Origin of the sequence: Nonomuraea typhae (genome assembly GCF_009760925.1) — a bacterium.
Classification (GTDB): Bacteria; Actinomycetota; Actinomycetes; order Streptosporangiales; family Streptosporangiaceae; genus Nonomuraea; species Nonomuraea typhae.
In genome coordinates this window covers 187,442-212,294 of record NZ_VRLV01000014.1, presented here as the reverse complement: position 1 = coordinate 212,294, position 24,853 = coordinate 187,442, and the positions used below count along the sequence as shown (strand labels likewise).

Here is a 24,853-nt window from a genome sequence, read left to right as displayed (position 1 = left end):
CACCCCCCAGAGGGCGGGGAGTCTGCGTTGCCAGCATGTGATGGAAGTCAGCCAGAATTGCCTGGCAACGAGGCAGGTGGCTGGGGAGTGAAGTGCGGCTACGAACGACAGCGGTGGTTCTTCTAGGTGCTCTTGGACTCGCGGTTTCGGTGGTGGTCAGCGCGGGCGCCTGGCACAGCGTGGGCTGCAGAACCGACCGGCTCGGCACCGCCGATCCGGTTGCCATCGATAGGGAGATCCTGGAGTTCTGGGAGAACTTACCCGATGAACAGACCGAACCTTCCATGGGGCTAGTCGAGAAGGTGGGTGAGGCGCCGGGCATGGTTGCCCCCATTGGGGCGGAGCGGGTGCAGGCGCCCGGTTGCCCATGAACTGCCCGTGTCAGGCCCTCCGCCAGCTCGCCTGAGCCCCGCCCTTCGAGGAGCACCGCATCGGCGTGCCGGTCTTTGTACGGCCGAGCGCTCCCTGTGGCGAGCAGAACGAGTGGCGCTGGTACCCCGGGCCTCAACCACTCCGGCAACCGTGAACTCGCGGCTGACTCATCCCACGGTTTCTCCTGGTCTCGCGTCGAGCAGGCAGCCTAAATCCAATCCCGTAACGTCACGCCTCGATTGCGCAGGTCGTTGAGGGCCTCGCGGTGTCCTTGCGGTGTGTTCCCGGCTATCGCCGGCAGGAGTACGGAGACCCTATAGCCCAGCCGCAGCGCGTCGACGGCGGTACTCGCGATGCCGCCCTCAGTTACCAGCCCGGCCAGCACGACGTCGCGGACGCCACGGTCGCGCAACATGCCGTCCAATGGGGTGTTCGCGAAAGCGCTGCGGTCGTGTTTGTTGACGATCGGCTCGCCGTCCTCAACTGTCACCGCATCGACGAAGCGTGTCCTCGGTGAGTCCGGCCCGCCGTCCGAGCCGTCAAGGGCCAGGTGTCGTACGTGGATGACAAGATCGCCCGACGCTCGGAACGAGCACCGTGCCTGCTCCGCGGCCACAGCCGCGGCCATGCCGTCGTCGGGTGCGTACCGCTCGACGATCCACTCCTGTAAGTCAATGAGTATCAATGTCAATGCCATGGGGCAATTTTGTCCTCTTGCTCGCGGCGGAGGTGTCGGCGGCTCAGGAGTTCGGTCAGTTCCGGCAGCTCAGCCTGTCGCTGGTCATGTCCACAGCTGCGCTGGAGCGCCTCAGGGGCGTCCACGAGCCGGCAGGGTGTGATCGGATCGGGTGTCAGGCGCGCGGCCATCGTCCAGAGCGAGTCGCGCTCGTTCCTGGCCGGCTTTGGGTTGATGCTGATCTCGACCATCGCGGTCAGGCCGGGCTTGATGAGGTTCGGGTAGAACGTGATGGCTGCGGCTCAGCCTACGAAACTCAATATTCGGGCGGCGCAGGATGAGCTGACGGTTGTCGCGATCTTCAGATGATCAATGCGGAGCTGGTTCCAGGGAAGTCGAAGGCGTGGGCTCCTGTCTTGTTGTAGACCAGGAGCAGCTCGTTGGTCCGACGGCATTTCCACCCCTCATCGTCGTTGGCCGGCAAGGGACTGCTCCAGACTTCTTTTCCGGTATTGACGTTGATGCCTGCTATTCCATCGGAGTCGGCGACGATGAATACATCGTTGCCCCCGCCGATAAGTTTCCGCTTGCCTGGAGTCTGCAGGCTCCAGGCCGTGCGTCCCGAAGCGGCGTCGATCGCGTGGATGCCATCGTTGACGTAGCAGAGAGTGTTGCCGAGCATATAGAAAGGCGCGTCGGTTGCCGCCTTCGCCGGCCAAAGATTCTCGCCGGACTTGGCATCGAAGGCGGTGAACCGATGGGTCTCGCCCTCGCCTATCATGGAGAAGAGAAATCCTGGTGCATATGACAGGTTGTAGGTCGGCTTTTCATGCCTCGTCTCGATGGGACGGGTCCAGAACTGGCGGCCCGAGTCGGGGGCGAGGGCCACGATTCCCGTGCGTGCGTCGAGTAGGTAGACGTGCTCCTTCCCCGCGAGGGTGACGTCCACGATGTGACCTGTTTTCGACCATCGTCTCTTGCCGGTGGCGGCGTCGAGAGCCATATAGGGCTGCGAGTCGGTCGACAAATGAGCGCTGAACATGAGGACAGAGCCACGGCATACGGCCGCCGCGGGTGACCATGCTCGTCCCCGGCCCGCGCCGGAGGTCCACAGAAGCTTTCCCGTTCGGGCGTCGAGCCCGTGCATCGCGCCCTGCACGTCGCTAACGATGACGAGTGACGGCGTTACGCTGAACAAGGCGTACGGTTCCACCTTGCCCGGGAGCGTTGCCGTCCACAGCTCCTTTCCCGTGATCGGGTCGGATCTGCTGACCGGTATCCAGGTCTTGAGAAGATAGAGGCCCTCGTCACTGGACTCTGGAAGGGTGACCCCGAATTTCATGGTGGTCGAATTCCATAGGATCTGACCATCTGTCAGGCTGAAGGCTTCCAGCCCTCTACTGGTATGGATCAGCATCGTGTTGTCCGCCACGGCGAGCCTGAGGTCCGTGGTCGTGCTGTCGAGCCTCGTGGACCACAGAGGAGCTACGATCCCTCTCGGCGCCTTTGCGGGAGACCGGTCGCGGCCCGCGGAATGAAGGAACGCCGCGGCTCCGCCCGCGAGTCCCGAGAGCGCGATTACCGCTCCGCCAAGAAGCGTCCGGCGGCTGAGCCCGGCCTTCCCAGTCGCCTGCGGTTGCGACAGGGAAGTCTGAGCGTGAAGGGTGGCGGGCGCCGGAGGGTTCGCTAGCGGCAGCATCTCGCCCTCGCCGGGTTCCCGCTCGCCATCCCCGAGAAGGGCCAGTAGCTGGGCCGTACCGGGTCGACGGGGTGCGTCTTTCGCCAAGCATGAGGTGACGATCGCGCGCAGATCTCCTTCCATCCCGGCGAAGTCCGCCTGGCCGCTCAAGACTCGGTGGATGATTCCAGGGATCGTCGGAGCATCGAAAGGGCCGCGTCCGGTCGCGGCGAAGACGAGCACACAGCCGAGGGAGAAGACGTCGCTGGCCGGCCCTACCACTCCAGAGCCGATCTGTTCAGGGGACATGTAGGAGAAGGTCCCGATCACGACGCCCGTGGAGGTGAGCGCGGTCGAATCGGACGGCCGCGCGATGCCGAAGTCGATGATCAGCGGACCGTCCGGGCCGAGGATCACGTTGCCGGGCTTCAGATCGCGATGTACCAAGCCGCAGCTGTGGATCGCCATCAGGCCCTCGGACAGTGCCGCCCCCAGCTCCCGGACTGATGAGCTGACCATGGGTCCGTTCTGGGCAATGGCCTGATGCAACGACGGCCCCTGGACGTAGGCGGTCGCCATCCATGGAAGCTGAGCATCGGGGTCAGCGTCGATCACCTGGGCGGTGTGGAAGCCCCCTACCCGCCGAGCCGCCTCCACCTCCCGGGCGAACCGCTCACGGAATGATGGATCGGCCGCGTGCTCCGGCCTGATCACCTTCACGGCCACACGGCGGCCACCCGGTGACAAGCCGAGGAAGACCTGGCCCATGCCCCCGCCTCCGAGGCGGCCCTCCAGACGGAAGGGACCGATTCTCCGGGGATCACCCGGCTGTAACTCCTCCATCCGCACCTACCCAAGTCGGCAAGATCGCCCAGGGTGACCTTACAGGACAGAGTTGTCTACCAAGCCAGGCGGGGTCTTTCGGAGGTAGTTGAGCGCGCGTATAGGTACAGCCCTCGCTCGTCGAGCGCTCGCGCCGGGAAGCGGTGACGCCACCTGATCAACAAGGACTCGGTGAACGCGAACGACTGCCGCGACAGCGACCACGACACGGTCCTCGTCATCAGATCAGATCTCGTAGTTCCCAGGCCCCCTGGCGGGTGGCGACTTTGGGAGGCGTGGGAACCGCATCCACGAGCCGGCGGAGCAACCGATGGTCGTGCCCTTCAGTGAGCAGCACAAAGTGATCCGACGTGACCGTCTCGGTGGGCTGATTCACGAACACGCGCAGGTCGCATAGGGTGACCGAATTCTTGGCACTCATAGGCGCAGAGCGTGCTCAGCGGTTGGCGCTCCATGCGGCGACGCGGTCGCGTTCTTCAGGCAGCCAGGCGGGGATCGCCTGGAGGTGCTCTGGAGCCAGGTCAGGTGGTCGCGGCCTGCCGCTAGCCGAGCACGCTGGTCGTACGGGTGATGTCGGCGCGGCCTCGACTCGAGCGACGGACAGGCGCTCGCTACTCGAGCTCCGCGATGTGCCGATATCGAAGGTGGCGCGGCTGGCAGTCCGCAGGGCTTCAACGCGGCGAGAATGGCAGGCGCTGCGTCGTCCACGGCAACAGCTGGCCCGAGCATGCCCTGGCCGGCTAGTTGACGGTGACGAAGCCGGTGCCGGGGCGGTAGTTGGGCGACTGGTGCCTGAAGTAGGTGTTGTACACCTCGCAGTAGCGCCCGCCCCTGGCCAGCAGCGTGGCGTGATCGCCCTCCTCCACGATCCGGCCGTGGTCGAGCACGATGATCCGGTCCACATGCTCGATCGTCGACAACCGATGCGCGATCACTATGGAGGTACGGCCGGCCAGCACGGTGTCGAGCCCTTCCTGGATTTGGGCCTCGGTCAGCGGGTCGACGCTGGCTGTCGCCTCGTCCAGGACGACGATCGCAGGGTTCTGGATGAGCAGCCTGGCCAGGGCCACGAGCTGGCGCTGGCCCATGGACAGGGATCTGCCGTACTCGCCGACGTCGGTGGCCAGGCCGTCGGGCAGCGCCTCGATCCAGTCGCCGCCGCCCACGCCGACGGCCGCCTCCAGCACCTCATCGTCTGTGGCCTCTGGGCGCGGGTAGCGGATGTTGTCGGCGACCGTGCCGCTGAACAGGAACGGCAGCTGCGGCACCGCCCCAATCTGCCGGCGGTACGCCGGGAGGTCGAGGGTCCTGATGTCGCGGTCGTCGATGAGGAGGGTGCCGCTCTGGAACTCGTAGAAGCGGGTGATGAGCTTACTCAGCGTGGACTTGCCCGCCCCCGTGTGGCCGACCAGCGCCACGGTCTGCCCGGCCTCGATCGTGAGGCTGAAGTCTTGGAGGACCGGGACCTCGGCGGAGTAGCCGAAGCTCACGTCACTGAACTCGATCCGTCCCGCGAGCCTGCCGACCGGCAGCGCGTCGGTCTGCACCACTCGTGCGGGCGCGTCGATCAGTGCGAACACCCGCTCGGCCGCTGCCAGACCCTGCTGGAACTGCGACCAGAAGGCGGCGATCGAGGTCAGCGGGAACCAGAAGAACGCGATGGCCTGCAGGAACAGATACCAGTCGCCGGCCGACAACCCGCCGTCCAGCACCGACCTGCCGCCGACCAGGACCAGCGCCACCTCGGCCAGTCCGGCGATGAGGAACAGCAGCGGAAAGATGCTGGAAAAGACGAAGCCCTGGCGCAGGCTCACAGCGTAGCTCTGCTCGTTGATCGGGCGGAACTCGTCGTAGACCCGCTGCTCCTGGCGGAAGTTCTTGGCGACGGCGATCCCGCCCATGGTCTCGTTGAGGTTGGCGTTGACCCGGCTCATCGAGCGCTGGGCCCGGCGCGTGGTGGTGCGCGCGATCCGCCGGAACTGCAGCGCGCACAGGATCACGATCGGCGCGATGACCAGCGTCAGCAGGGCGAGCGGAACGCTGCGCGTGAACAGCAGCGCGGTGACGAAGCCGACGACCAGCACCTGGCTGAGCAGGTCCATGCTGAGGCCGACGACGTTGGCGAAGTCGTCGGTGTCGGAGGTGACCCGGCTGACGATCCGCCCGGACGGGTTCTCGTCGTAGAACGACATGTCCCGCTCCAGGACCGCGTCGAAGGCGTCCTCGCGCAGGCTGAGCACCACGTCGCCGGTGGCCTTGGCGTTGAACCACTGCCGGACGAAGCTGAACGCCCAGCCGAGGGCGCCCGCGAGCAGGATGCCTCCGATCAGTGCCCAGATGCTGCCGCCCGCGACGATCCTGTCGATGCCCGAGCTGATCATCAGAGGCACGGCTGCCTGTGCCGCGGAGCCGAGCACGATCATCAGGGCGACCAGGAGCATCGCCCATCGTTTGGGCCAGAAGTAGCGCAGGATGCGCCGGAGCAGGTCGCGGTCGCTGTAGGTGCGGTCGTAGTCTTCGGCCTCCAGGCCGTCCATCAGGAAACCCATCTAGACGGGCACCTCCACCTCGTCGTAGTGGGAGAAGATCCGGCGATACAGCGGGCTTCGGCCGAGCAGCTCCTGGTGGGTGCCGAAGTCGACCGCCTCACCCCGCCGGAGCAGCAGGACCTTGTCGGCCCAGCGGATCTGGGCGAGCCGGTGCGTGATCAGCAGCGTGGTCCGGCCGGACTGGATGCGTTCGATCGCCTGCTGGATCAGGTCCTCCGTGCCGGAGTCGATGGCGCTGGTCGAGTCGTCGAGGATCAGGATGGCCGGGTCGGTGAGCAGGGCGCGGGCGATGGCCAGGCGCTGGCGCTGGCCGCCGGACAGCGTGACGCCGCGCTCGCCGATCACGGTGTCGTAGCCATCCTCGAGCTCGGCGATGAACTCCGCGGCCTGCGCGTCGGCCGCCGCGGCTTCGATGGCCTCGCGGCTGGCCTGCTGGCCCAGGCCGAAGGCGATGTTCTCGGCCACCGGGCGGGAGAACAGCACGATGTCCTGCTCGATGGTGGAGATCTGCGAGCGCAGCGAGTCGAGGTTCCAGTCGCGCACGTCCACGCCGTCGATCTGGATCTTCCCGGAGTCGACGTCGAAGATCCTGGAGACGAGCTTGGTCAGCGTGCTCTTGCCCGAGCCGGTTTCGCCGACGATGGCCACCGTTTCGCCGCGCCGTACCGTGAAAGACACGTTTTTCAGGACCTGTGCGCCCTCATAACCGAACGAGACGTCCTCGAACACGACCTCGCCGCGCATCGGCGCCGTGTGGCCGTCCGCGTGCTGGTCGAGCTCTGTCTCGGCGTTCATGATCTCCAGGATGCGGCGCGCGCCGACCAAGCCCAGCTGGACCAGCGAGAACGTGAACGTCGACACGTTCGTCGGGAAATGCAGCAGGCCCATCAGGCCCATGAACGCGATCAGCTGGCCGAGGGTGAGGTCACCTGTGGAATGCAGGTAGACGCCGTGCCACAGGGCCCCCGCCATGGCCACGGCGAGCAGCAGGGTCGGCAGGTAGCGGGCGCGGACCAGGCCCTCGCGGACGAACAGGTCGCGGTAGCTCCGGGCGTTGCGCCGGAACCTGAGCCGCTCACCGTTTTCCTGCGCGGTCACCTTGATGACCTCCATGCCGCGCACGGCCTCGCTCAGCCCGGCGTTCAGCGTGCCGAACTCCTCGCGCATGCCGGTCGCGACCGGGTTGAGCTGCCGCATGTAGTGCCACAGCGCAAGGCCGAAGGCGACCATGAAGATCGCGGGCACGAGCAGCAGCCGCGGGTCGATGAACGCTATGAACACCAGCGGGATGACGGCCTGGGAACCGGAGTCGACGATCATGTCGAGGCCGGGCGCGACCAGCATGCGCAGCTGTCTGATGTCGTTGGCCGCGCGGGCCATCAGATCGCCGACGCGCTGGCGGTTGTGGAAGGTCTGGCTCTTGCCGAGCAGGCTGACGTACAGCTCGTCGCGGGTGTCGCGGTTGAGCCGGCCGGCGAGCAGCTCGCTGCTCAGACGCGCGCAGAAGTCGAGCAGGCCGCGCAGCGCGACGACGCCCAGCAGCACCAGGGCGATCGGGAGCACGTCCTGCCGGGTGAGGACGGCGTCGAAGGCGTCACCGACCAGGCCGGGGATGGTTGCGTTGAGCACCACCATCGCGACCGCTCCGACCAGGAACCCGGTTAGGTACAGCGGCTGGCGGCGCAGGTGCGACCAGATCCAGCGGGCCGGACCCCGCCGATCATGGCGCGCACCCGGGACCGTGAACTCCGCCCTTGTCGTCACGCTCTTCCCTTCGCCAAGCACACCGGCGACCGTTGTACCAAATTCGACCGACAGTTCGGTATCGGTTATCCGGGCACCGGATCAGGCTTCGGGCCGCATGTACTGGTGCGCCCACTGTTCGAAGCCTGTGAGCGGGGTGCCGAGGTGCCTGGCGTACTGAGGGCGGTCCGGCCGCGTGCGGCCACTCGTGCGATGCGTCACCTTCGACCTCGAGCCGCACGGCGACATCGTCCGGCTCACCGTCACCCACGAGAACCTGACCGACCACGACGAACACGTCTCGGTCTCCGCCGGATGGCCGTGCAGTGTGCGGGTTCCCGGCCGGTGGCGGAGCGGGAGGAGCGTCCCGCAAGTAGCGCAGAGTCGAACAGGCCGTTGGCGGTCAAACCGCTTATGTTGTACGGCGATGCGGTTTGCGTCATTCAGAAGCTGCGTATCCGGTGAAACCAAGCGAAGCGTTCACCCGGGCAGGAGCGGCGACGTCCGAGTAACTCCAGGTCGGCTCAGGCGGGCGAATGTGGACCGCTCCAGCCGCCGCGCGGACTCTCGTGATCAATCGTCATGCGAATGTCGGGACGAAATTATAGGGAACGCATCTAAATTTCATCTAGATGAGGTCTATTGAATTGAGTGTGATGCAGATCACACCCGCTGTCCGGGCGATGTGGCTGACCGTGAGTTGACCAGTAACAATATGCAGAATCAGTTCAAGCCAGGTGACTCTTTGCGTTCGGCAAGAGACGTTCCCGGTGTTGACTGATATGTGATCGTCGCGGACAGTCCGATTGATCGCCCTTATTTCGACTTTAGGCACGCGCGATCCATTGTTCCCGGGGTCCGCGCGAGCATTCTCTGACGGAGGTTCGGATGCGTATTCGGCATGCCCACATGTGGCTGGTGGCGTTAATCACGGGTCTGGTGGCGATGCTGGTGGTCTCGGGGATCGGTGTCCCGGAGGTGCTGTTGCAGCAGGCTGCCGCGTCTGGGCCGGATCCGGAAAAGTCGGTGGATGCGCGGCCGGTGGCCGCCAAGAAGGCCGGCGCGGGGGCGGAGGAGTCGGCGCGGTGGGTGGCGCCGAAGAAGCCGGTGTGGCCGACGGCGGGGCGTGCCGAGGTGAGGGTGCCGTCCGGAAGCGAGCTGGCCGGCGATGGGCCGGTCCGGGTGGGGCGGGGCAAGGGCGGCGGCGCTCCGGAGAAGGTGGCGGTGCAGACGCTGCCTGCGGACGTGGTGCGGTCGCTGGGCGGGGTCGGGCTGGGGGCGAAGGTGGTGCGCGCCGATGAGGTGCGGAGCCCGGGCCGGGTGCGCATCGAGTTGTCCTATGCGGGGTTCCGGGATGCTTTCGGCGGGAACTTCGCCGGCCGGTTGCAGGTTCTGCGGCTGCCGGCGTGCGTGCTGCAGTCTCCGCGTCCCCGCTCGTGCCAGGTACGGCCGGCGGTCGTGGCATCGGTCAACGACCGGACGGCCGGGACGCTGGTCGCCGAGGTGGAGGCGGCACCGGCCGGCGCGGCCGAGACTGCGGTCAAGCCGCCGGCGGGCAAGGGCAAGGAGGGCGCCGCACGGGCGGCGGATGCGGTACTGGCCGGGCAACTGGCGGCGGGGTCGGTCTACCTGCTCGCGGGCGGGATGACGGGGCCGGACGGCACCTGGGGCGCCACCGATCTGAAGCCGTCGGGGACGTGGCAGGCCGGTACGTCGGGGGGCGGGTTCGATTATGACGTGCCGTTGCCGGAGCCGCCGTCGGCGGCCGGGGACGGTCCGGATCTGTCGTTGCAGTATGACGCCTCGTCGGTGGATGGGCAGGGGCGCTGGACCAACAACCAGTCCGGCGTCGTCGGGGTGGGCTGGGACTTGAGTGCGGGGTTTATCGAGCGGCGTTTCCGCCGGTGTTATGTGGATAACTTCTACGACCCTGATACGGCGGAGCTGATTTGGACGGCTGAGGAGCGGGGGATCGGCGGCAAGGCGTTGTGCTGGGAGTCGCCGGACGAGACCGACAACGACCCGGCCACCAATGACCGCTCGCAGTCGGAGCTGGTGCTGAGTGCCGGTGGCCGGTCGGCGCAGATCGTGAAGGATCGCGCCTCGGGGGCGTTCAAGACGGTTCCGGATTTCGGGTGGCGGATCGAGCAGGTGGCCGGGGGCGCGGAGGCCCAGCCGTACTGGAAGATCACCACGCAGGATGGGCAGGTGTGGCGGTTCGGCTACACGCGCGATGCGCAGTGGCAGGCGCCGTATGTGGGCAACGAGCCGGGCGAGCCCTGCTATGACCGCTATCTCAATGACATGATCCCGCCCACGTGTATGGGGGTGTGGCGGTGGAACCTCGATCAGGAGGCCGACCGCAACGAGAACGTCATCGACTACGCCTACACCCGCGAGACCAACTACTTCTGCCTGCCCTCGTGCGCGCATGAGACCTACAAGGTGCTGCCGTATGAGCGGGGCGGCTTCCTGGACCAGGTGTCGTGGGGGCACAACAGCCAGGTCACCGGGAGTGCGCCGAGCGCGCGCACGAGGTTCGTCACCGTGGCGCGCGGCGGGGACGACGTGCCGACCGATCTGCTGTGCACGCAGCCGGTCGGGTGCACCAACGATGCGCTCGCCTTCTACTCCACCCGCAAGCTGACCTCGGTCTTCACCGAGTCCCTCAATCCGGTCGGCGGCGGGTGGGATCCGGTCGATCGGCTGGATTTCACCCATGCCTGGATGTATCAGCGCACCGATTCGGGGCCGGCGTATGACGCGGTGATGTGGCTGGACACCGTGCAGCAGACCGGTCTGGCCGCGAGTCCGCAGGTGACGTTGCCGCCGCTGGACTTCGATGCGGTGATGCTGGCCGGGAAGATGGATTACATCTCCGATTCCGACTGGCCAAGCCAGGTGTCGTGGCGGATGGTGCCGCGCATCGCCGCGATCGGCAACGGGATGGGCGGCCGGATCGAGGTCACCTACCGGCAGAACGACCCGTGCGGCGGCGGCAGGGGCCGCGACGGCTCCACCTACCTGGCCGACAAGGTCGGCGACTGCTACCAGATCGACATGGGCAGCGACCCCGACACCGGCTACGAGGCGTGGACCCGCTACTACAAGCAGCTCGCGGGCAAGGTCGTCGAGCGCGACATGGTCGGCGGCTCGCCGGACATGGTCAACAGCTATGAGTTCGTCGGCAGCCCGAACTGGGTCGATCCCGTGCAGTTCGCGCAGCCCGACCAGGCTCCGCCCGCCTCCGATTGGCGCGGCTACCAGCAGGTGCGCACCCTGCAGGGCTCCGGCGACGATCCGTCGGGCTACACGGTGACCTCGCGTACCTTCCTGCGCGGCACCGGCCAGACGATCACCACGTTCGACGGCGCCACGATCGTGGACGCCCCGATCCTGCAGGGTGAAGTGCTGCAGGAGCAGGCGTGGAAGATGACCGCGCTGACCCCGCGCACCTATGCCGAAGTCGATTCGCTCCGGTACGAGTATGCGATCCGGAACACCGGCAACGGGCCGGGGACGATGGATCCGGCGTACGTGTTGCGCACCCGGACCCGGGCCCGGGACAAGATCTCCACCGGCGCCTGGCGCTACACCGACCAGCGCAGCGACTACAACGCCGACGGCCTGCCGGTCAAGGTCAACGACTACGGCCAGGACGGCATCGCCACGGACAACACCTGCACCACCACCAGCTATGCGCGCAACACCGACCCGGGCCAGTTCCTGGTCGCCCTCCCGTCGATCGTGGAGGAGCGGGCGGGCGACGACTGTACGGCAGGCGCGCTGTTCGGCAAGAGCGTCACCTTGTACGACGGAGGCACGGATCCGGCCACGAACAAGCCCAGCGACGGCAACCCGACCGAGGTCCGCGCCCACGCCGCCGCGACGTCGATCTCCACCGTCAAGGCCACTTTCGATGAGTACGGCAGGCCGCTGACCTCGACCGACCCACTCGGCAAGATCACGACCACCGCCTATGCGCCGGCGATCGGCTGGCCGAAGGACGGCATCACCACCACCGACCCGCTCGGCTACCAGACCCGCGCCAAACTCTCCCACACGCTGGGCGAGCCGACCTCGGTCACCGACCCCAACGGCAAGACCACCGAGATCGACTACGACGCGCTGGGCCGTACCACCAAGCTGTGGAAACCCGGCCAGCCCCGCACCGGCAACACCCCCAGCGCCACCGCCGCCTACGACATCCCCTGGAGCGGCTTCGGCCAGCCCACCGGACCGGCCAAGACCACCATCCGAGAACTGCTGACCGGCACCACCTACACCGCGGCCTACAGCTACGACGACGGGTTCGGCCGGGTACGGGAGAGCCAGACCGCCTCACCGATGGGCGGCCGGATCGTGGTCGGCACCGTCTATGACGCGCGCGGGCTGGAGGCGGCCGTCTCCGAGCCGGCGCACAACACCGGCGCGCCGGGCAGCGGCCTGGTCAACGCGGCGCTCACCTCGCTGCCGCAGTGGACCAAGACCGTCTACGACGACCAGGAACGCGAAACCGCCTCGATCGCCTACAACCTCGGCACCGAACTGCGCCGCACCACCACCGCCTATCCCGGCGCCGAGCGCACCGAGATCACCCCGCCCTTCGGCGGCAAGACCGCCGCCGTCACCGACATCGACGACCAGCCGATCAAGGTCGAAGAGTGGGCCGACGCCGGCACCCACCAGGACACCGGCTACGGCTACGACCTGGCCGGCAACCTGACGAAGATGACGGACGCCAAGGGCAACGTCCGCACCTACACCTTCGACTGGCTCGACCGACGCACCGCCGCCACCGACCCCGACGCCGGCGCCTCCAGCTACGGTTACGACCCGGCCGGACGGATGCTGTGGAGCATCGACGGCAAGAACCAGAAGATCTCCTACACCTACGACGACTTAGGCCGCCGCCGCACCCAATGGTCCGGCGAACCTCTCTCGGGCACCAAGCTCGCCGAATGGACCTACGACACCGTCGCCAAGGGCCAGCCCGCCACCTCCACCCGCATCACCGGCGGCCAGCCGTACACCCAGGCCATCACCGCCTACGACGCCGACTACCGGGTCACCGCCAGCAAACTCACCATCCCGGCCGGCGAGGGCGACCTGGGCCGCGACTACACCCTCACCTCCGCCTACGACGCCGCAGGGAACCTGCGCGAGCAAACCCTGCCCGCCGCCGGTGGCCTGCCTTCGGAAACGTTGACCTACGGCTACACCGACCTCGGCTTCGCCAAGGACCTCACCTCGCCCATCGGGACATATGTCCACGACAGCGCCTTCACCCTGACCGGAAAACTCGCCTGGCGCTCGCACGGAGCCGGCGGCAAACTCAAGCGCACCCTGGAACGCGACCCCGCCACCGACTGGCTATCGCGCGTCCACACCCAGACCAGAGCCGACAGCGCCAGCCCGGAGACCGTTCAGGACGACCGCTACGGCTACACCATCGCCGGGAACATCACCCGCATCCTGGACGCCGCTTCCAGCAGCACTGCCCCGCAGGCCGAATGCTTCACGTACGACGGCCTACGCCGGCTGAAGACCGCCTACACCACCACCGCCGGAACCTGCACGGGCTCCGGCGACGCCCTCGGCGCCGATCCCTACGATCAGGCGTTCACCTATGACGCGGTCGGCAACCTCGCCACCCTGGTCGACGCAGGACAGACGGCCATCTACGCCTACCCCGCCTCCGGCCCCGGCGCCGTTCGGCCGAACGCGGTCACCTCCATCACCCGCCCCGGCGGCACCGACACCTACGCCTACGACAACGCCGGTCAACTCGCCGCCCGCACCGTCGCCGGCAAACAGGCCACGTTCGACTGGAACGAACTCGGCCAGCTCAACCAGGCCACCGTCGACGGCAAGCAGACCGCCATGGTCTACGACGCAGGCGGCGAGCGGCTGATCAGGCGTGACCCCGACGGCAGCGCCACCCTCTACCTCGGCCACACCGAACTGCGCCTGGCCGGCGGCCAGGTGTCCGGCACGCGCTACTACTCCGCCTCCGACGGCGCCACCGTCGCCATGCGCCGGCCGGGCGGCCTGACCTGGCTGCTGACCGGCCAGCACGGCAACACCCAGCTCGCCGTCGACGACACCACCGGCGCCGTCAGCCGTGAACGCTATCTGCCGTACGGCAAGCGGCGCGGCACCGACGACCTGCCCTTCACCGACCTCGGCTTCCTCGGCAAAACCGAAGACGCCGCCACCGACCTGGTCTACCTCGGCGCCCGCTACTACGACCCCGCCATCGCCAAATTCATCTCCATCGACCCCGAACTCGACCTGCGCACCCCCGAATGGGCCAACCCCTACTCCTACGCCGCAAACAACCCCATCGACCAATCCGACCCCGACGGCCGGCGCGTCGACGCCGGCGGCGGCAGTAGCGACAGGAGTTACGGCTACGCCCGCGGCAAGCAGAAGAACGCGAACCAGGAATTCGCCAAAACCCACCACGCCAGCGGCAAGAAGAAGACCAAGTATGAGAAGAGCGTCCACCGCAAGCGTCACCAGCAGTACGAGCGAGCACGCAAGCGAGAGGCGGAGCGCGCGCGCATCCGGACCCGGGATGCCCTCATCCGCGACAAGAGGGAAGCCGAGGAGGCGTTCCGCAAGAGGGCGGAGTTCGAAGAACGCTGCCGCGGCGGCCGGTGCTCCGGCCGAGCCGTCGAAACAGACGATGTCGCCCTGATCACAGGATTGATCGGAGGCGTCGGTGGAGCCGTGAGAGCAGGCATTCGGGCCGCGCTCGGCGCGGCTACGGCGGCAGGAACGAAGACGGTGGCCAAGGGGACGCTCTGGGCTCCCTGGGGTGCCGCGAAGAAGATACCTCCGGGGTGGACCGTGAAACCCGTCAAGAAGGGCAAGGGGACTCGCTGGCAGGATCCGAAGAATGAGGGCTCCGGAGTTAGGATCGACAAGGGTGACCCGAAGAATCCGCAGCCGTCCCAGCGCCGTGATCACGTGGTTGTCCGTCGTGATGGCGTGGTGATCGGCCGGGACGGGAATCCCATCAACGGCTCCGTCAAAAACGACTTCGACAACGCTCATATTCCGTACAGCGAATGGAAGAAGTGGAGAAGCTGGGACAGGCCATGAGCGCGATCAGATTCCCCAAGATGCGCGACGAAGTAATTTCGGCGATTCGTGCGCTGGCCGACCCTGGACACCAGGAGACGGTCTGGAGAAAGAGGGAATACCCGCACGATGGGTACTATGACGATTTCAGTACCAACATTCATATTCTGTATGACGACACCGGTGTGTGCGAGGACCCGTTCGGATCCATCGGGCTCTATCTGAAGTCCCAAGCCGAGGCCGAGGCGATCGCGCGGGTCGCGGAGGCCCTCAATGAGCTGCTTGAAATCGAAGGTGCTGGTCGCACGGATGCCGAGTACCTCGGTTCTCCCCATTGGCATGCCGTGGTTCGTGCCGCATCGGTGGCACGGCAAGCACTAGAGGATTAGATGCGGGTGCGGTCACGGTTGGGACGGGAGGACCGGCCGGAGCAGGGGACGGCGATGAAGCCGTCGCGGCGACCGTGGCGCTGGACCCCCGACCGGGACGACCTGATGGCCGCCGGGGATGGCCGTCTGCACGGCCGGGTGCGGGCGCTGGTAGTTGCAGGCCGCACCCCAGCCGTCGATCCAGCCGCGAACGACAAAGCCGACATGAAGTTGCTTCATCCCCAAGGTGGCCATTTCTCTCGTTTCATCTTCGACGTGTGAAGCAGTGCGCCATCCTTGTCGCCATGTTCCGCGCGTTGCGCCACGTGGTACGTCGCCACTGGCTGCGTGTCCTGGGCGTGCTGCTGAATCTCACCCCTATCGCCTGGGCAGGAGAGCTGCTGGTCGGAATCCTGCAAGGTCTGTCTTCCCGGAACCGGGAGTTCTCCTTGCTGATCCGGCGGGCGAGGGGCGCGCGGCCGCCGGCTGTGTCGAGCGAGGCGGGGCGTGCGCTTTTGGGCGTTCGCGACTTCGAGTTGCCCCGGCCCGACGTTCGGCTGGTCGTCGCGTTGCGTGCCACTGCCTTCGTGCTCGCGGTCGAGGGCTCGACACCGCTCGCCGTACTCCCATCGGACGCCAGGCCATGGCCCAGGATGAAGGTGATGACGCTGGTCGTCGTCATCTCCGCAATGGCATCCTGGCTGCGAGCGAAGACCTTGCCGACAGGGTCAAGTCCGAAGGCGGATTCAGCTGGTCAGTGGTGCATCGGCTGCTCGTGAACTGATCACCGCGATGCTGTATCGCACCGTGCCCGGCGCCAATGACAACCCCGAGACGATCCGCGGTGTCGAGCAGTCGTTGCTCCCCTTGCTCCCGGGCCGCAACGAGCTCTGCACCTTCGCGGGGGCGCCGCGCCGGCACACGGCCGCACTCACCTCGGAGGTCTCCGCACGTGGGCAAAGGTGCGAGGGGCTCGCGCTGGAGGAGTTCACAGCCGACGAGGAGAATCCACGGCTGGACTATCCGTTCGTCCAGGTGAACTGGCCCGGGTATGCCAACACCGAGCGCAGGAGAATCGCGGCCGGCCTTCACTCGTTTCTTCGGCAGCCCGATGCACGGAGAGTCTTCGTCCGACACCGCCTGCGCGGCCCGGTGCCCGTGCCGTCCCTGGACCGGGAGAGCGTCACCGCGGTGCTCCGGCAATGGGAGGTGGCCAGGAGACGGGTCCGGATACTCGCCGTGGTGGACGTCTCCAGCCCCATGTCGGCCTCGTTCGGTGGAACCAGGGCCACCCGCATGGTGAGCGTGACGACGCTGTTGCGGCGTACCCTCGGCTCGTTGACCCCCAAGGACCGGGTGGGGGTCTGGGCCGTTCCCGGCCGAGACGGCCCGCACGACGAGATCGTGCCCATGCGATCCGGTCCGCTGGCCGCCCCTCCGCGATGGCCCACGCGGCCGCGATCGGCGGGACCCGCCGCGGAACTGCCCGAGACCCTGAGGGCGGGGATGCTGGTGATCGACCGGCTGCCCGATGGCCGCCCCGCGCCCATCGATGCGCTCTTGCTGATCACCCATGGCCAGGACGTCAGCCTGATCACGAAGGTGTCCCCGACCGGCTTCGGGTCCGTCTTCGTCATCACGCTGTCGCCCGGCGGCTGCGCGTCCCGGTCACCGTTCGCCGAGATCACCCGCGACACCCGGGGCAGCTGCCACGAGGCCACTCACCACGACGACCTCGCGCTGGCCTTCGAGAAGGTCTCCGGCACGCTTTGGGGCGGCGCCCCCACGCCCAGATGAGGAGACGAGGTTGCGCATCAGCGCGTGGGCCGGCCTGGCCATCGCCACGGTCTTGGCACAGTCGTGCCACCTGCGGGCGACAGACATCGCGGACGTCGTCCTCACCTTCGCCGACGGCCGCGACACCAGCGCGGGAGCGCAGATCCGGCGCCTGGTCCAGACGTGGGCGTACCCCCTCGAGGGAGCGCCGGGACGGTTGGCCAGAGCGGAATTCCGCGAGCTTCCGAGCGGCTCCGACATGATCCGGGCCGCGCTCATCGCCCAGGCACAGGACGCCCAGGACCGTGCTGCGGAGTGCAACGACGTCGTCATGCTCGACGTCGTGTGGACGGCCGAATTCGCCGAACGCGGCTACATCGTCGAACTCGAACCCGGCAACTTCGACACGGACAGTTACCTGCCGCAGGCTCTGGCTACCGGCCAGTACAAGGAACGGTTGTGGGCCATCCTCTTCCGCACCGACATCGGGCTGCTGTTCTACCGGAAGGACCTGCTCGAGAAGGTCGACCGCCCCGTGCCCACCTCCTGGGAACAACTGGAGTCGACCGCGCGGCTGATCAAGGAGAAGCTGGGCGTCGCTGGGTACGTGGGCCAGCATGCCCCTTACGAGGGGTTCACGGTCAACGCGATGGAAACCCTGGGCCGCGCCAACCCGCTGTTGTCGGCCGACGGCCGCGAAGTCCGCCTTGTCCCCGAGAGGGCGGCGGACGCTCTGGCCTGGACGGCGCGGGGTTTCGCGGAGGGCTGGATTCCGGATGCCGCGACGGACTCCACCGAGGAGTCGGCCATCGCCATGTTCCAGACCGGTGGGGTGGCGTTCATGCGCAACTGGCCGTACGCCCAGCGGCGGTTGGAGGCCGATCGCAGCACCCTGCGCGGCATAGGAGATCTCGTGGCCTGGGTGGAATGACGCGCAGGAGAGCCCGCGGGCCGCGCAAGGTGGCTGCCGGTTGCCCGTACCCGCTCGGAAGCGGCCTGTTCCATCCACCACTGCGCCCGGACATATATTCAGGTCAGAAATTCAGCGAATGTCGCACCTTATTCGGCGGCTGGATGATGTCCTTGTTCTTTCGTACGATGAGTGGCGACATCAGGCCCGCATCAGAGGTGAAAGAATAGTCATGGACGAAAATCACAATACTGAAGATCCCAAACCTCTGGAAATTCCAGATCTTGATCTGCGGTCGATGGACGCCCTTGACGGAACGGCCCTGGGGGAGATTCTCAACGAGCTTTACGGCGCGGACCTGGACGCCACCGAGGAGAGCGGACGGCTGGGCCAGATCTTCAGCTCCCACTCCTCGCACAGCCGCTTCAGTTCGTTCAGTTCCTTCAGTTCGTTCAGCTCCTTCAGCTCGCACAGTTCCTGGTCCGGAAGGTAACCCCGGGTGCCCGGTACGGGATCGGTGGTCGCCGAGCCGTTCAAGTCGTTCATCTGCAAAGTGGCCTCGCGCTGCAACCTGGACTGCGACTACTGCTACGTCTACCGGCACGCCGACCAGTCCTGGCGCCGCCAGCCGCGCCGCATGTCGATGGCCACGGCCGCCAAGCTCGGGTCGCGCATCAACGAGCATGCGCTGGTCCACGGGATGTCGCAGGTGGATTTCATCCTGCACGGCGGCGAGCCGCTCATGCTCGGCCTGGACTACCTGCGCGAGTTGTGCGCGACCGTGACCAGGAACGCGCCGGACGTGCGGATCCGCTGGAACGGCCAGACCAACGGCACCACGTACACGCCGGACGTGCAGGAGTTCTGCCGGGAATGGGAGATGTCCTTCGGGCTGAGCATGGACGGCCCGCGCGCGGCCAACGACCGGCACCGGCTGGACCACGCCGGACGGTCGATGTTCGGCCGGCTGGAGCGCGCGCTCGAGTTGCTGAGCAGTGCCGACGGGCGGCGGTTGTGGGGCGGGATTCTCGCGGTCATCGACCTGGAGAACGACCCGCTGGAGACCTACTCCTATTTCCGGTCGTTCAACCCGCCGTCGATCGATTTTCTGCTGCCGCTCGGCCACCACGACCACCGGCCGCCGGGAAAGGAAGACGACCTGTCGGCCACGCCGTACGCGGACTGGCTTCTGAAGATTTTCGAGGTGTGGTACGGCGAGCGTCCCCAGCCCATTCGCATCCGGCGTTTCCGCGACATCATCGCGCTCTATTTGGGCGCCACCCGCAGCTCCGAGGAATGGGGCCTGCAACCGGTGGATTTCGTGGTGGTCGAAACCAACGGTGAGATCCAGGCCGTGGACACGCTGAAAGTCACCTACCCGGGAGCGTGCGATCTCGGCATGAACATCTTCACCCACAGTTTCGACACCGCGCTCACCTCGCCGATGGTGCTCGCGCGCCAGCAGAACTGGCGCACGCTCGGCGACGTGTGCCGCTCCTGCGACGTCGTGCGGATCTGTGGCGGCGGCTACTTTCCGCAGCGGTATTCGCGGGTGCACGGATTCCGGAATCCGTCGGTCTACTGCGCCGATCTGATGAAGCTCATCCGCGTGGTGACCGGCCGGGTCCGGGAGGACCTGCTCAGGATCTCTGCCCAGGGAGCGAGATGAACGCGGAGACGGTCGCCTCCTTCGTGACCGCGGCCGGATGGACTCCGGCCAATCAGGCGGTGTTCACGGCGCGGTATTACCACACCCTCGTCGGCATCCGGGAACTGCGGCGGCGGCTGAGCGAGCTCGCGCCCGGCTGCCTGGCGGAGTCGGGGTTCGACGCGAGCTTCGAGGCGGTCGCGGGCGCGCCGAGTCAGGTGCAGCGGCAGGTGCTCGGCCATCCGAGCGCGGGATTCTGGGTGGATGTGGCGTGGAGCCTGCTCACCCGGCGGGCCGCGGAGCGCTTCCCCCGCATGCACGTGACCCCGCATCTGCGGGAGTTCGTCAGGTTCGCCGCCGCCGCGGCGCTGCTGACGGGGGAGGGCACGGTCGCGGGGATGGTCCGGGCGGATTCCGCCGGGCGGGTGAGCCTGCCGGGCGCCGGGGTCAGCGTCGCGGGCGGCCTGCCGTACACGATGCTCGAGGTGCGGGTGGACGGCGGCGAGGTGGCGGGGCGGACGCACCGGGTGCCCAGGCTGGCGGCGGGGCCCGAACTGAACTGGCTGGACGGGGATCTGCGGCTGGGCGGCCGCACGCCGTACGACTTCGCGGAGCTGGACGCGGCGCAGGCGCAACACTGGCTACACGTGCTGGACGGGCATCTGGCCACCATCGCGACAGCCCGGCCGGAACTGGCCCAGGAACTGGCCCGGGGGGTGACGGCGATCGTGCCGATTCTGTCGCGCGACCCGTCGCTGCACGTCAGCGGTAGTTTCCGGGAGGCGCCCGGCCTGATCGCGCTCTCCCTGGGCGAGCCCCTGGCCACTGTCGAGGCACTCGTGCACGAGTACGGTCACCAAAAGCTCTACGCCGTTCTCATTCTCGACTCCATGATCACAGGAGATCACGGGGAGGCCGTGCACTACTCGCCCTGGCGGCCGGACCCGCGTCCGCTGAGCGGGCTGCTGCAGGCCACCTACACCTTCGTGCAGGTGCTCGACTTCTATCTGGCGCTGCTCGACGTGCCGAACACGTTCGACCGCGCGGCGGTGATCGAGCGTGCCTACCACGTCGGCCGCCAGGTGGAGACCGGTCTCGAGGTGCTGACCGGACAGGCGAGATTCTCCCCGGCCGGGCAGGTGCTGGTCACCACCATGGTCAAACGTCTGCACGAGGTCCGCGACGCCCTGCCGCTACCGCCGGCCGAGGTCCGTGACCGGGTGGATGCCGTCTGCGCCGCACATCGCGCCCGGCATACCCGGCAAACCCCCATCAAGGCCGAGATCCCCGCAGGAGGTGACCCGGAGACCCTGGCCCGGCTCGGGCTGCCCGCGGACTGGACGGCGGAGTCCATCCTGGGCCGCTGGTACGCCGGGGACTCCCTCCTCGACGCCGTCCGCGCCGCCCCCGCCGGCCTCGACCTGCCCTCGGGGGCCTCCCTGGTCGCCGACCTCGCCTCCGCACACCTCGCCTACGTCCGCGACGACTATCCGGCCGCCGCCGCACGATACGCCGCCTGTGTACGGCGCAGCCCGCGCACCCCCTACTTCTGGCAGTGCTACGCCTTCGCCCTGCGTCACCTCGGCCGCCGCGGCGAAGCGCTCCACGTGCTCACCCACACCCCGGCCCTGATGCGCGGCGGGGAACTGCCGACCGGGCAGACCGCGCATCTCACCCTGCCCCGGCCCGAGCCGCGGCCGGCCGTCCCCGGCGAGCCGCCACCGAACTTCGTCGAGCTCGAGATCGGCCCCCACGCCGTGCGGGAGCTGTGGTCGAGCCGCTACCGCGACTTCGCCGAAGCCACCGGCGGCGCCCAGCTCCCTACCCTGATCGCCGTCGCCCGGGGGCTGAAGCCGTCGATGGACGTCTGGATCCCGGCCGAGAGCTGGCAGGCGTTCCTGCGCGCCGTCCACGACCTGGACCTGCTGTCCTACGTGGACGCCTGCTTCGACCGCCATTCCCCCCAGATCGCGCAAGTCCCCCCGGACCAGCTCACCACCACCCGAGCCGCCTTCTCCGCCACCCTGAGCCCCGGCACCGAGGCGCACGTGTTCCTCGCCCGCGACCCCGGCGCCCTCGACCGAGTGGTCGGCGCCGGCTGGTATCCGCTGATCATCGATGGCGTGGTCGTCAACAAACACCGCGCCGACCACGACAAGTTCGGCGCCGCGCTCGGCTATCCCGCCTGCTGCCAGGACTTCTTCCGCCACCGCAACAACTGGAACGACGACAACACCTACTACGCGGCCCTGCTGAACACCCGGGGCACCCCCTCCCCGCTCTGCAACCCGTTCCTGCGGCACTCCGTCTTCGGGCTCGTGCCGTACATGCCGTGCTCCTACACCTGCCCCGCCACCGTCGAGTACGCCACCCGCCTGCGCGACCACATCGCCGGCGAACTCCCCGGCTACGCGGCCGCCATGGACGCCGCCCTCCGCAGGACCGTGCTCTGCGTCTCCGAGCTGCGAACGTACTGGTTCGACGGCGAGCGGGTCAGCCGCCACCGCGACGAGGTCGAGATCCGCTACCACGGGGTGCAGTCGCTGTACCGTGTCGAAGCCGAGGACCCGCTGCACGAGCTCCTGCGCGCCGGCGACCGCTGCGTACTCGACGGCGAGGTCCTGCGCGTCCACCGTGGAGATACCTACATCGGCGGTTACCGGACGCGAGGAGACCGGCATGGCCCGGAATGCCCGTTCGTCATCTCCTTCTCCGGCTGACCGTACGGCCCACCGCAGGCGTCTGCTCGCCATCGCCGCCTGCGCCGTGGTCGCGTTAAGCCTCGGCGGGTACGCGCTGTGGTCCGGCCTCGAACAGGGCGACCGGCTGGCCAGCGTGGTCGCGGCCATCTCCGGCATACTCGGCCTGGCCATCACCGTCCACGACCGCCGCGCTCAGCGCACGCCTGACTCCCCGCCCGTTCCCAAAGCCATCGTGTACGGTGACCTCCCGCGTGGACCACTTGGCCACCAGCCACGCGACCACATCCAGCGAGCGCTGCGCGATGCCTGGCCCGCCACCGGCAACGACCCCGTCGTCACCGTGCTCACCGGCATCCCGGGCACGGGCAAGACGATGGCCGCGGCCGCCTACGCGCGGGCCCGGCAGGCCGAAGGCTGGCGGCTGGTGGTCTGGCTGTCCGCTCAGTCCGCCGAGCAGATCCAGACCGGGCTGAGCGCGCTGGCCCACCACCTCGGCCTCCCCAGGGACGGGGAGGAGGCGACGGTGTCGGCCGCGCGGGCCCGGCAGTGGATGACCTCCTTCGACGGCCCCGGCGTGCTCGTCTTCGACAACGCCGAGGCGCCGGCCGAGGTGACGCCGTGGTTTCCGTCCACCGGCAGGCTGCACATCGTCGTCGCCACGCGCAACCGCGCGTTCGACCGGGTGCACCCCTGCGTCGAGGTCGGCGTTTTCACCCCCGAGGAGGCGGCGAGGTTCCTGCGGGAGCGGACCCTGCTCGACCAGGCGGGCGAGGCGTCGGAGCTCGCCGCGGAGCTGGGGCACCTGCCTCTGGCGCTTGGGCAGGCGGGCGCGGTCATCCGGCAGCTGCGCATCGGCTACGGCCGTTACCGGGAACTGCTCCGCGGCTCCGCGCTGCGCTCCCGGCTCCCCGCCGTGGACGGCGAGGGCCATCAAGACAGCGTGGTGGACACGATCCTGGTCTCGGTCGACCGGGCCGAGCAGGTGGATCCCGACGCCCGGGCGCTGCTGGAGGTGATCGCGCTGCTCTCACTCGGTGGCGTGCCGCGGAACCTGTTCACGGTCGCCATCGGCGCCGCGGGCGACAGGCTCGACGACACCTTCGCCGTCCTCGCCGACGCTTCGCTGATCACCTTCAGCCAGGACAACGAGACCGTCCTCATGCACCGCTTCGTCCAGCTCGTGCTCCGCGAACGGGCGCAGCGCAGGATGCCGCAGGTTCTCCGGCACACGATCGGCCTGCTGCGCGGGTTCCATCGCCACCTGGCCCGCGTCCCCGTCACCTGGCGGACCCGCCCCGAGTTCGAAGCCCTGGCGCAGCAGGTCTCCACCGTGTACGGCGTGGCGAGGTCGCACGGTTTCACCGACCCCGTCCTGGCGCGCCTGTGTGCCGTCGCCGGCGGGTACCTGCTGCAACTGGCCGAGCCGACCCGGGCCGCCGCGCTGCTGGAACCCGCCCTGGCCGACCAGGAACGCCTGCTCGGCGCAGACGACCAGATCACCCTGATCACCCGTAACGACCTCGCCGAGGCACATCGGATGCGTGGCCGCTTCGACCGGGCCGTCGACCTCTTCAGCGCCACCCTCGAGGCCAGGGAACGGACGCTGGGCCCCGACCACCTGGAGACGCTGATCAGTTACAACAACCTCGCCGGCGTCGAGCGGGCCAGGGGAAACCCCCACCGCGCCATAGCCCTGCTGGAGAACGCACTGACCAGACTGCGCGCGACGGTGGGCGACGAGCACGAGTACACCCTGGTCAGCCTGGGCAACATGGCGGGCGCACTGCGAGAGAGCGGCCAGGAGGCCGAGGCGATCCTCCTCTTCGAGGGGACCCTGGCCGAGCAGGAACGCCTGCTCGGGGGCGAGCATCCACACACGTTGTCCACCCGCGGCAGCCTCGGGACCGCGGTAGCGTCACGTCGGCACCGGTCGGGCGAGGCGCTCGCGCTGCTGGAGAAGACGGCGGAGGCACAGGCGCGGGTGCTCGGCGAGAACCATCCCGAGACGCTGGCCGGTCGCGCCAGGCTCGCCGGGGTGCTGCGCGACGCGGGCCGGGAACGCGAGGCCATCGCCATCCTCCGGGCCATCGTGCCGATACAGGAGGCGCTGCTCGGCGACACGCACCCGGACACGCTGGCCACCCGCAGCGGCCTGGCGAGCGCGTTGCGCGCGGCCGGCCGGATGCGGCAGGCCCTGGATCTGCACCAGCGCACGCTCGCCGGCCGGGAGGAGACGTTCGGGCCGGACCACCCGCTGACGACCTCCAGCCGGGGCAGCGTCGCCAGGACACTGTGGAAGCTCGGACGAGAACGGGAGTCCCTGCTGATGTACGAGCGTGCGCTGGCCGACGCCGAGCGCGTGCTCGGGCCCGATCATCGGGACACGGTGGCCATCAAAGCCAGGTTCGAGCGGGCCCGGCTTCCCCGGAACAGCAGGTTCGCCCGCTGGCTCGCCGCCCGGCGCTACCATCTGCCACAGCCCAGGCTCTGAGGTGGGAA

At 68.0% G+C, this 24,853-nt stretch carries 16 protein-coding genes; 9 read left to right on the top strand and 7 right to left on the bottom strand.

What is annotated here, in order from left to right; all coding sequences use genetic code 11:
- Positions 1–580: 580 nt before the first annotated feature.
- The 6 genes from FVE25_RS40170 to FVE25_RS40145 all read right to left on the bottom strand — a co-directional run bounded on the left by FVE25_RS40170 (position 581) and on the right by FVE25_RS40145 (position 7,882).
- Complete coding sequence (locus tag FVE25_RS40170; protein WP_157252739.1) at positions 581–1,069, bottom strand: cysteine hydrolase family protein; 489 nt, start codon at positions 1,067–1,069, stop codon at positions 581–583.
- Positions 1,060–1,299 (bottom strand): hypothetical protein, encoded by a 240-nt coding sequence (locus tag FVE25_RS40165; protein ID WP_157252738.1) that lies wholly within the window; start codon positions 1,297–1,299, stop codon positions 1,060–1,062. The genes FVE25_RS40170 and FVE25_RS40165 overlap by 10 nt, the downstream gene beginning before the upstream one ends.
- Before the next feature lie 110 nt (positions 1,300–1,409).
- On the bottom strand, positions 1,410–3,569 hold the full coding sequence (locus FVE25_RS40160) for a protein kinase domain-containing protein (RefSeq protein ID WP_157252737.1): 2,160 nt from the start codon (positions 3,567–3,569) through the stop codon (positions 1,410–1,412).
- Positions 3,570–3,789: 220 nt separating this feature from the next.
- Complete coding sequence (locus tag FVE25_RS40155; RefSeq protein WP_157252736.1) at positions 3,790–3,990, bottom strand: hypothetical protein; 201 nt, start codon at positions 3,988–3,990, stop codon at positions 3,790–3,792.
- 319 nt (positions 3,991–4,309) lie between these two features.
- Complete coding sequence (locus FVE25_RS40150) at positions 4,310–6,118, bottom strand: ABC transporter ATP-binding protein (protein WP_157252735.1); 1,809 nt, start codon at positions 6,116–6,118, stop codon at positions 4,310–4,312.
- On the bottom strand, positions 6,119–7,882 hold the full coding sequence (locus FVE25_RS40145; RefSeq protein WP_157252734.1) for an ABC transporter ATP-binding protein: 1,764 nt from the start codon (positions 7,880–7,882) through the stop codon (positions 6,119–6,121).
- An 867-nt stretch (positions 7,883–8,749) separates the two neighbouring features.
- Between FVE25_RS40145 and FVE25_RS40140 the strand changes: the two genes are divergently transcribed.
- The 6 genes from FVE25_RS40140 to FVE25_RS40115 are packed head-to-tail and all read left to right on the top strand — an operon-like array spanning position 8,750 to position 18,025.
- Positions 8,750–14,971, top strand: coding sequence for an RHS repeat-associated core domain-containing protein (locus FVE25_RS40140; RefSeq protein ID WP_157252733.1), 6,222 nt, complete (start codon positions 8,750–8,752; stop codon positions 14,969–14,971).
- A complete protein-coding gene (locus FVE25_RS40135) occupies positions 14,938–15,339 on the top strand; it encodes an SCO4402 family protein (RefSeq protein ID WP_157252732.1) in 402 nt (133 codons plus the stop codon). Before FVE25_RS40140 ends, FVE25_RS40135 begins: the two co-directional genes overlap by 34 nt.
- 54 nt (positions 15,340–15,393) lie before the next feature.
- Entirely contained in the window at positions 15,394–15,600 is a 207-nt protein-coding gene (locus FVE25_RS40130; RefSeq protein ID WP_157252731.1) for a hypothetical protein, read from the top strand.
- 23 nt (positions 15,601–15,623) lie between these two features.
- A complete protein-coding gene (locus tag FVE25_RS40125) occupies positions 15,624–16,097 on the top strand; it encodes a hypothetical protein (RefSeq protein ID WP_157252730.1) in 474 nt (157 codons plus the stop codon).
- Positions 16,098–16,110: 13 nt separating this feature from the next.
- Positions 16,111–17,115 carry a vWA domain-containing protein gene (locus FVE25_RS40120; protein WP_157252729.1) on the top strand — a complete coding sequence of 335 codons (1,005 nt, stop codon included), beginning with the start codon at positions 16,111–16,113 and terminating at the stop codon, positions 17,113–17,115.
- A 10-nt stretch (positions 17,116–17,125) separates the two neighbouring features.
- Positions 17,126–18,025, top strand: a complete 900-nt coding sequence (locus tag FVE25_RS40115) for an extracellular solute-binding protein (RefSeq protein WP_157252728.1) — start codon at positions 17,126–17,128, stop codon at positions 18,023–18,025.
- Between the two features lie 324 nt (positions 18,026–18,349).
- On the opposite strand, the gene FVE25_RS40110 is transcribed toward FVE25_RS40115, so the two are convergent.
- Positions 18,350–18,550 carry a hypothetical protein gene (locus FVE25_RS40110; protein WP_157252727.1) on the bottom strand — a complete coding sequence of 67 codons (201 nt, stop codon included), beginning with the start codon at positions 18,548–18,550 and terminating at the stop codon, positions 18,350–18,352.
- Between the two features lie 7 nt (positions 18,551–18,557).
- Here FVE25_RS40110 and FVE25_RS40105 point away from each other — a divergent pair, with 7 nt between their 5' ends.
- The 3 genes from FVE25_RS40105 to FVE25_RS40095 are packed head-to-tail and all read left to right on the top strand — an operon-like array spanning position 18,558 to position 24,845.
- Entirely contained in the window at positions 18,558–19,673 is a 1,116-nt protein-coding gene (locus tag FVE25_RS40105) for an FxsB family cyclophane-forming radical SAM/SPASM peptide maturase (RefSeq protein ID WP_157252726.1), read from the top strand.
- On the top strand, positions 19,670–22,372 hold the full coding sequence (locus FVE25_RS40100; RefSeq protein WP_157252725.1) for an aKG-HExxH-type peptide beta-hydroxylase: 2,703 nt from the start codon (positions 19,670–19,672) through the stop codon (positions 22,370–22,372). Before FVE25_RS40105 ends, FVE25_RS40100 begins: the two co-directional genes overlap by 4 nt.
- Positions 22,332–24,845: a tetratricopeptide repeat protein gene (locus FVE25_RS40095; RefSeq protein WP_157252724.1), complete on the top strand. Its 2,514-nt coding sequence runs from the start codon at positions 22,332–22,334 to the stop codon at positions 24,843–24,845. Before FVE25_RS40100 ends, FVE25_RS40095 begins: the two co-directional genes overlap by 41 nt.
- Positions 24,846–24,853 lie beyond the last annotated feature (8 nt).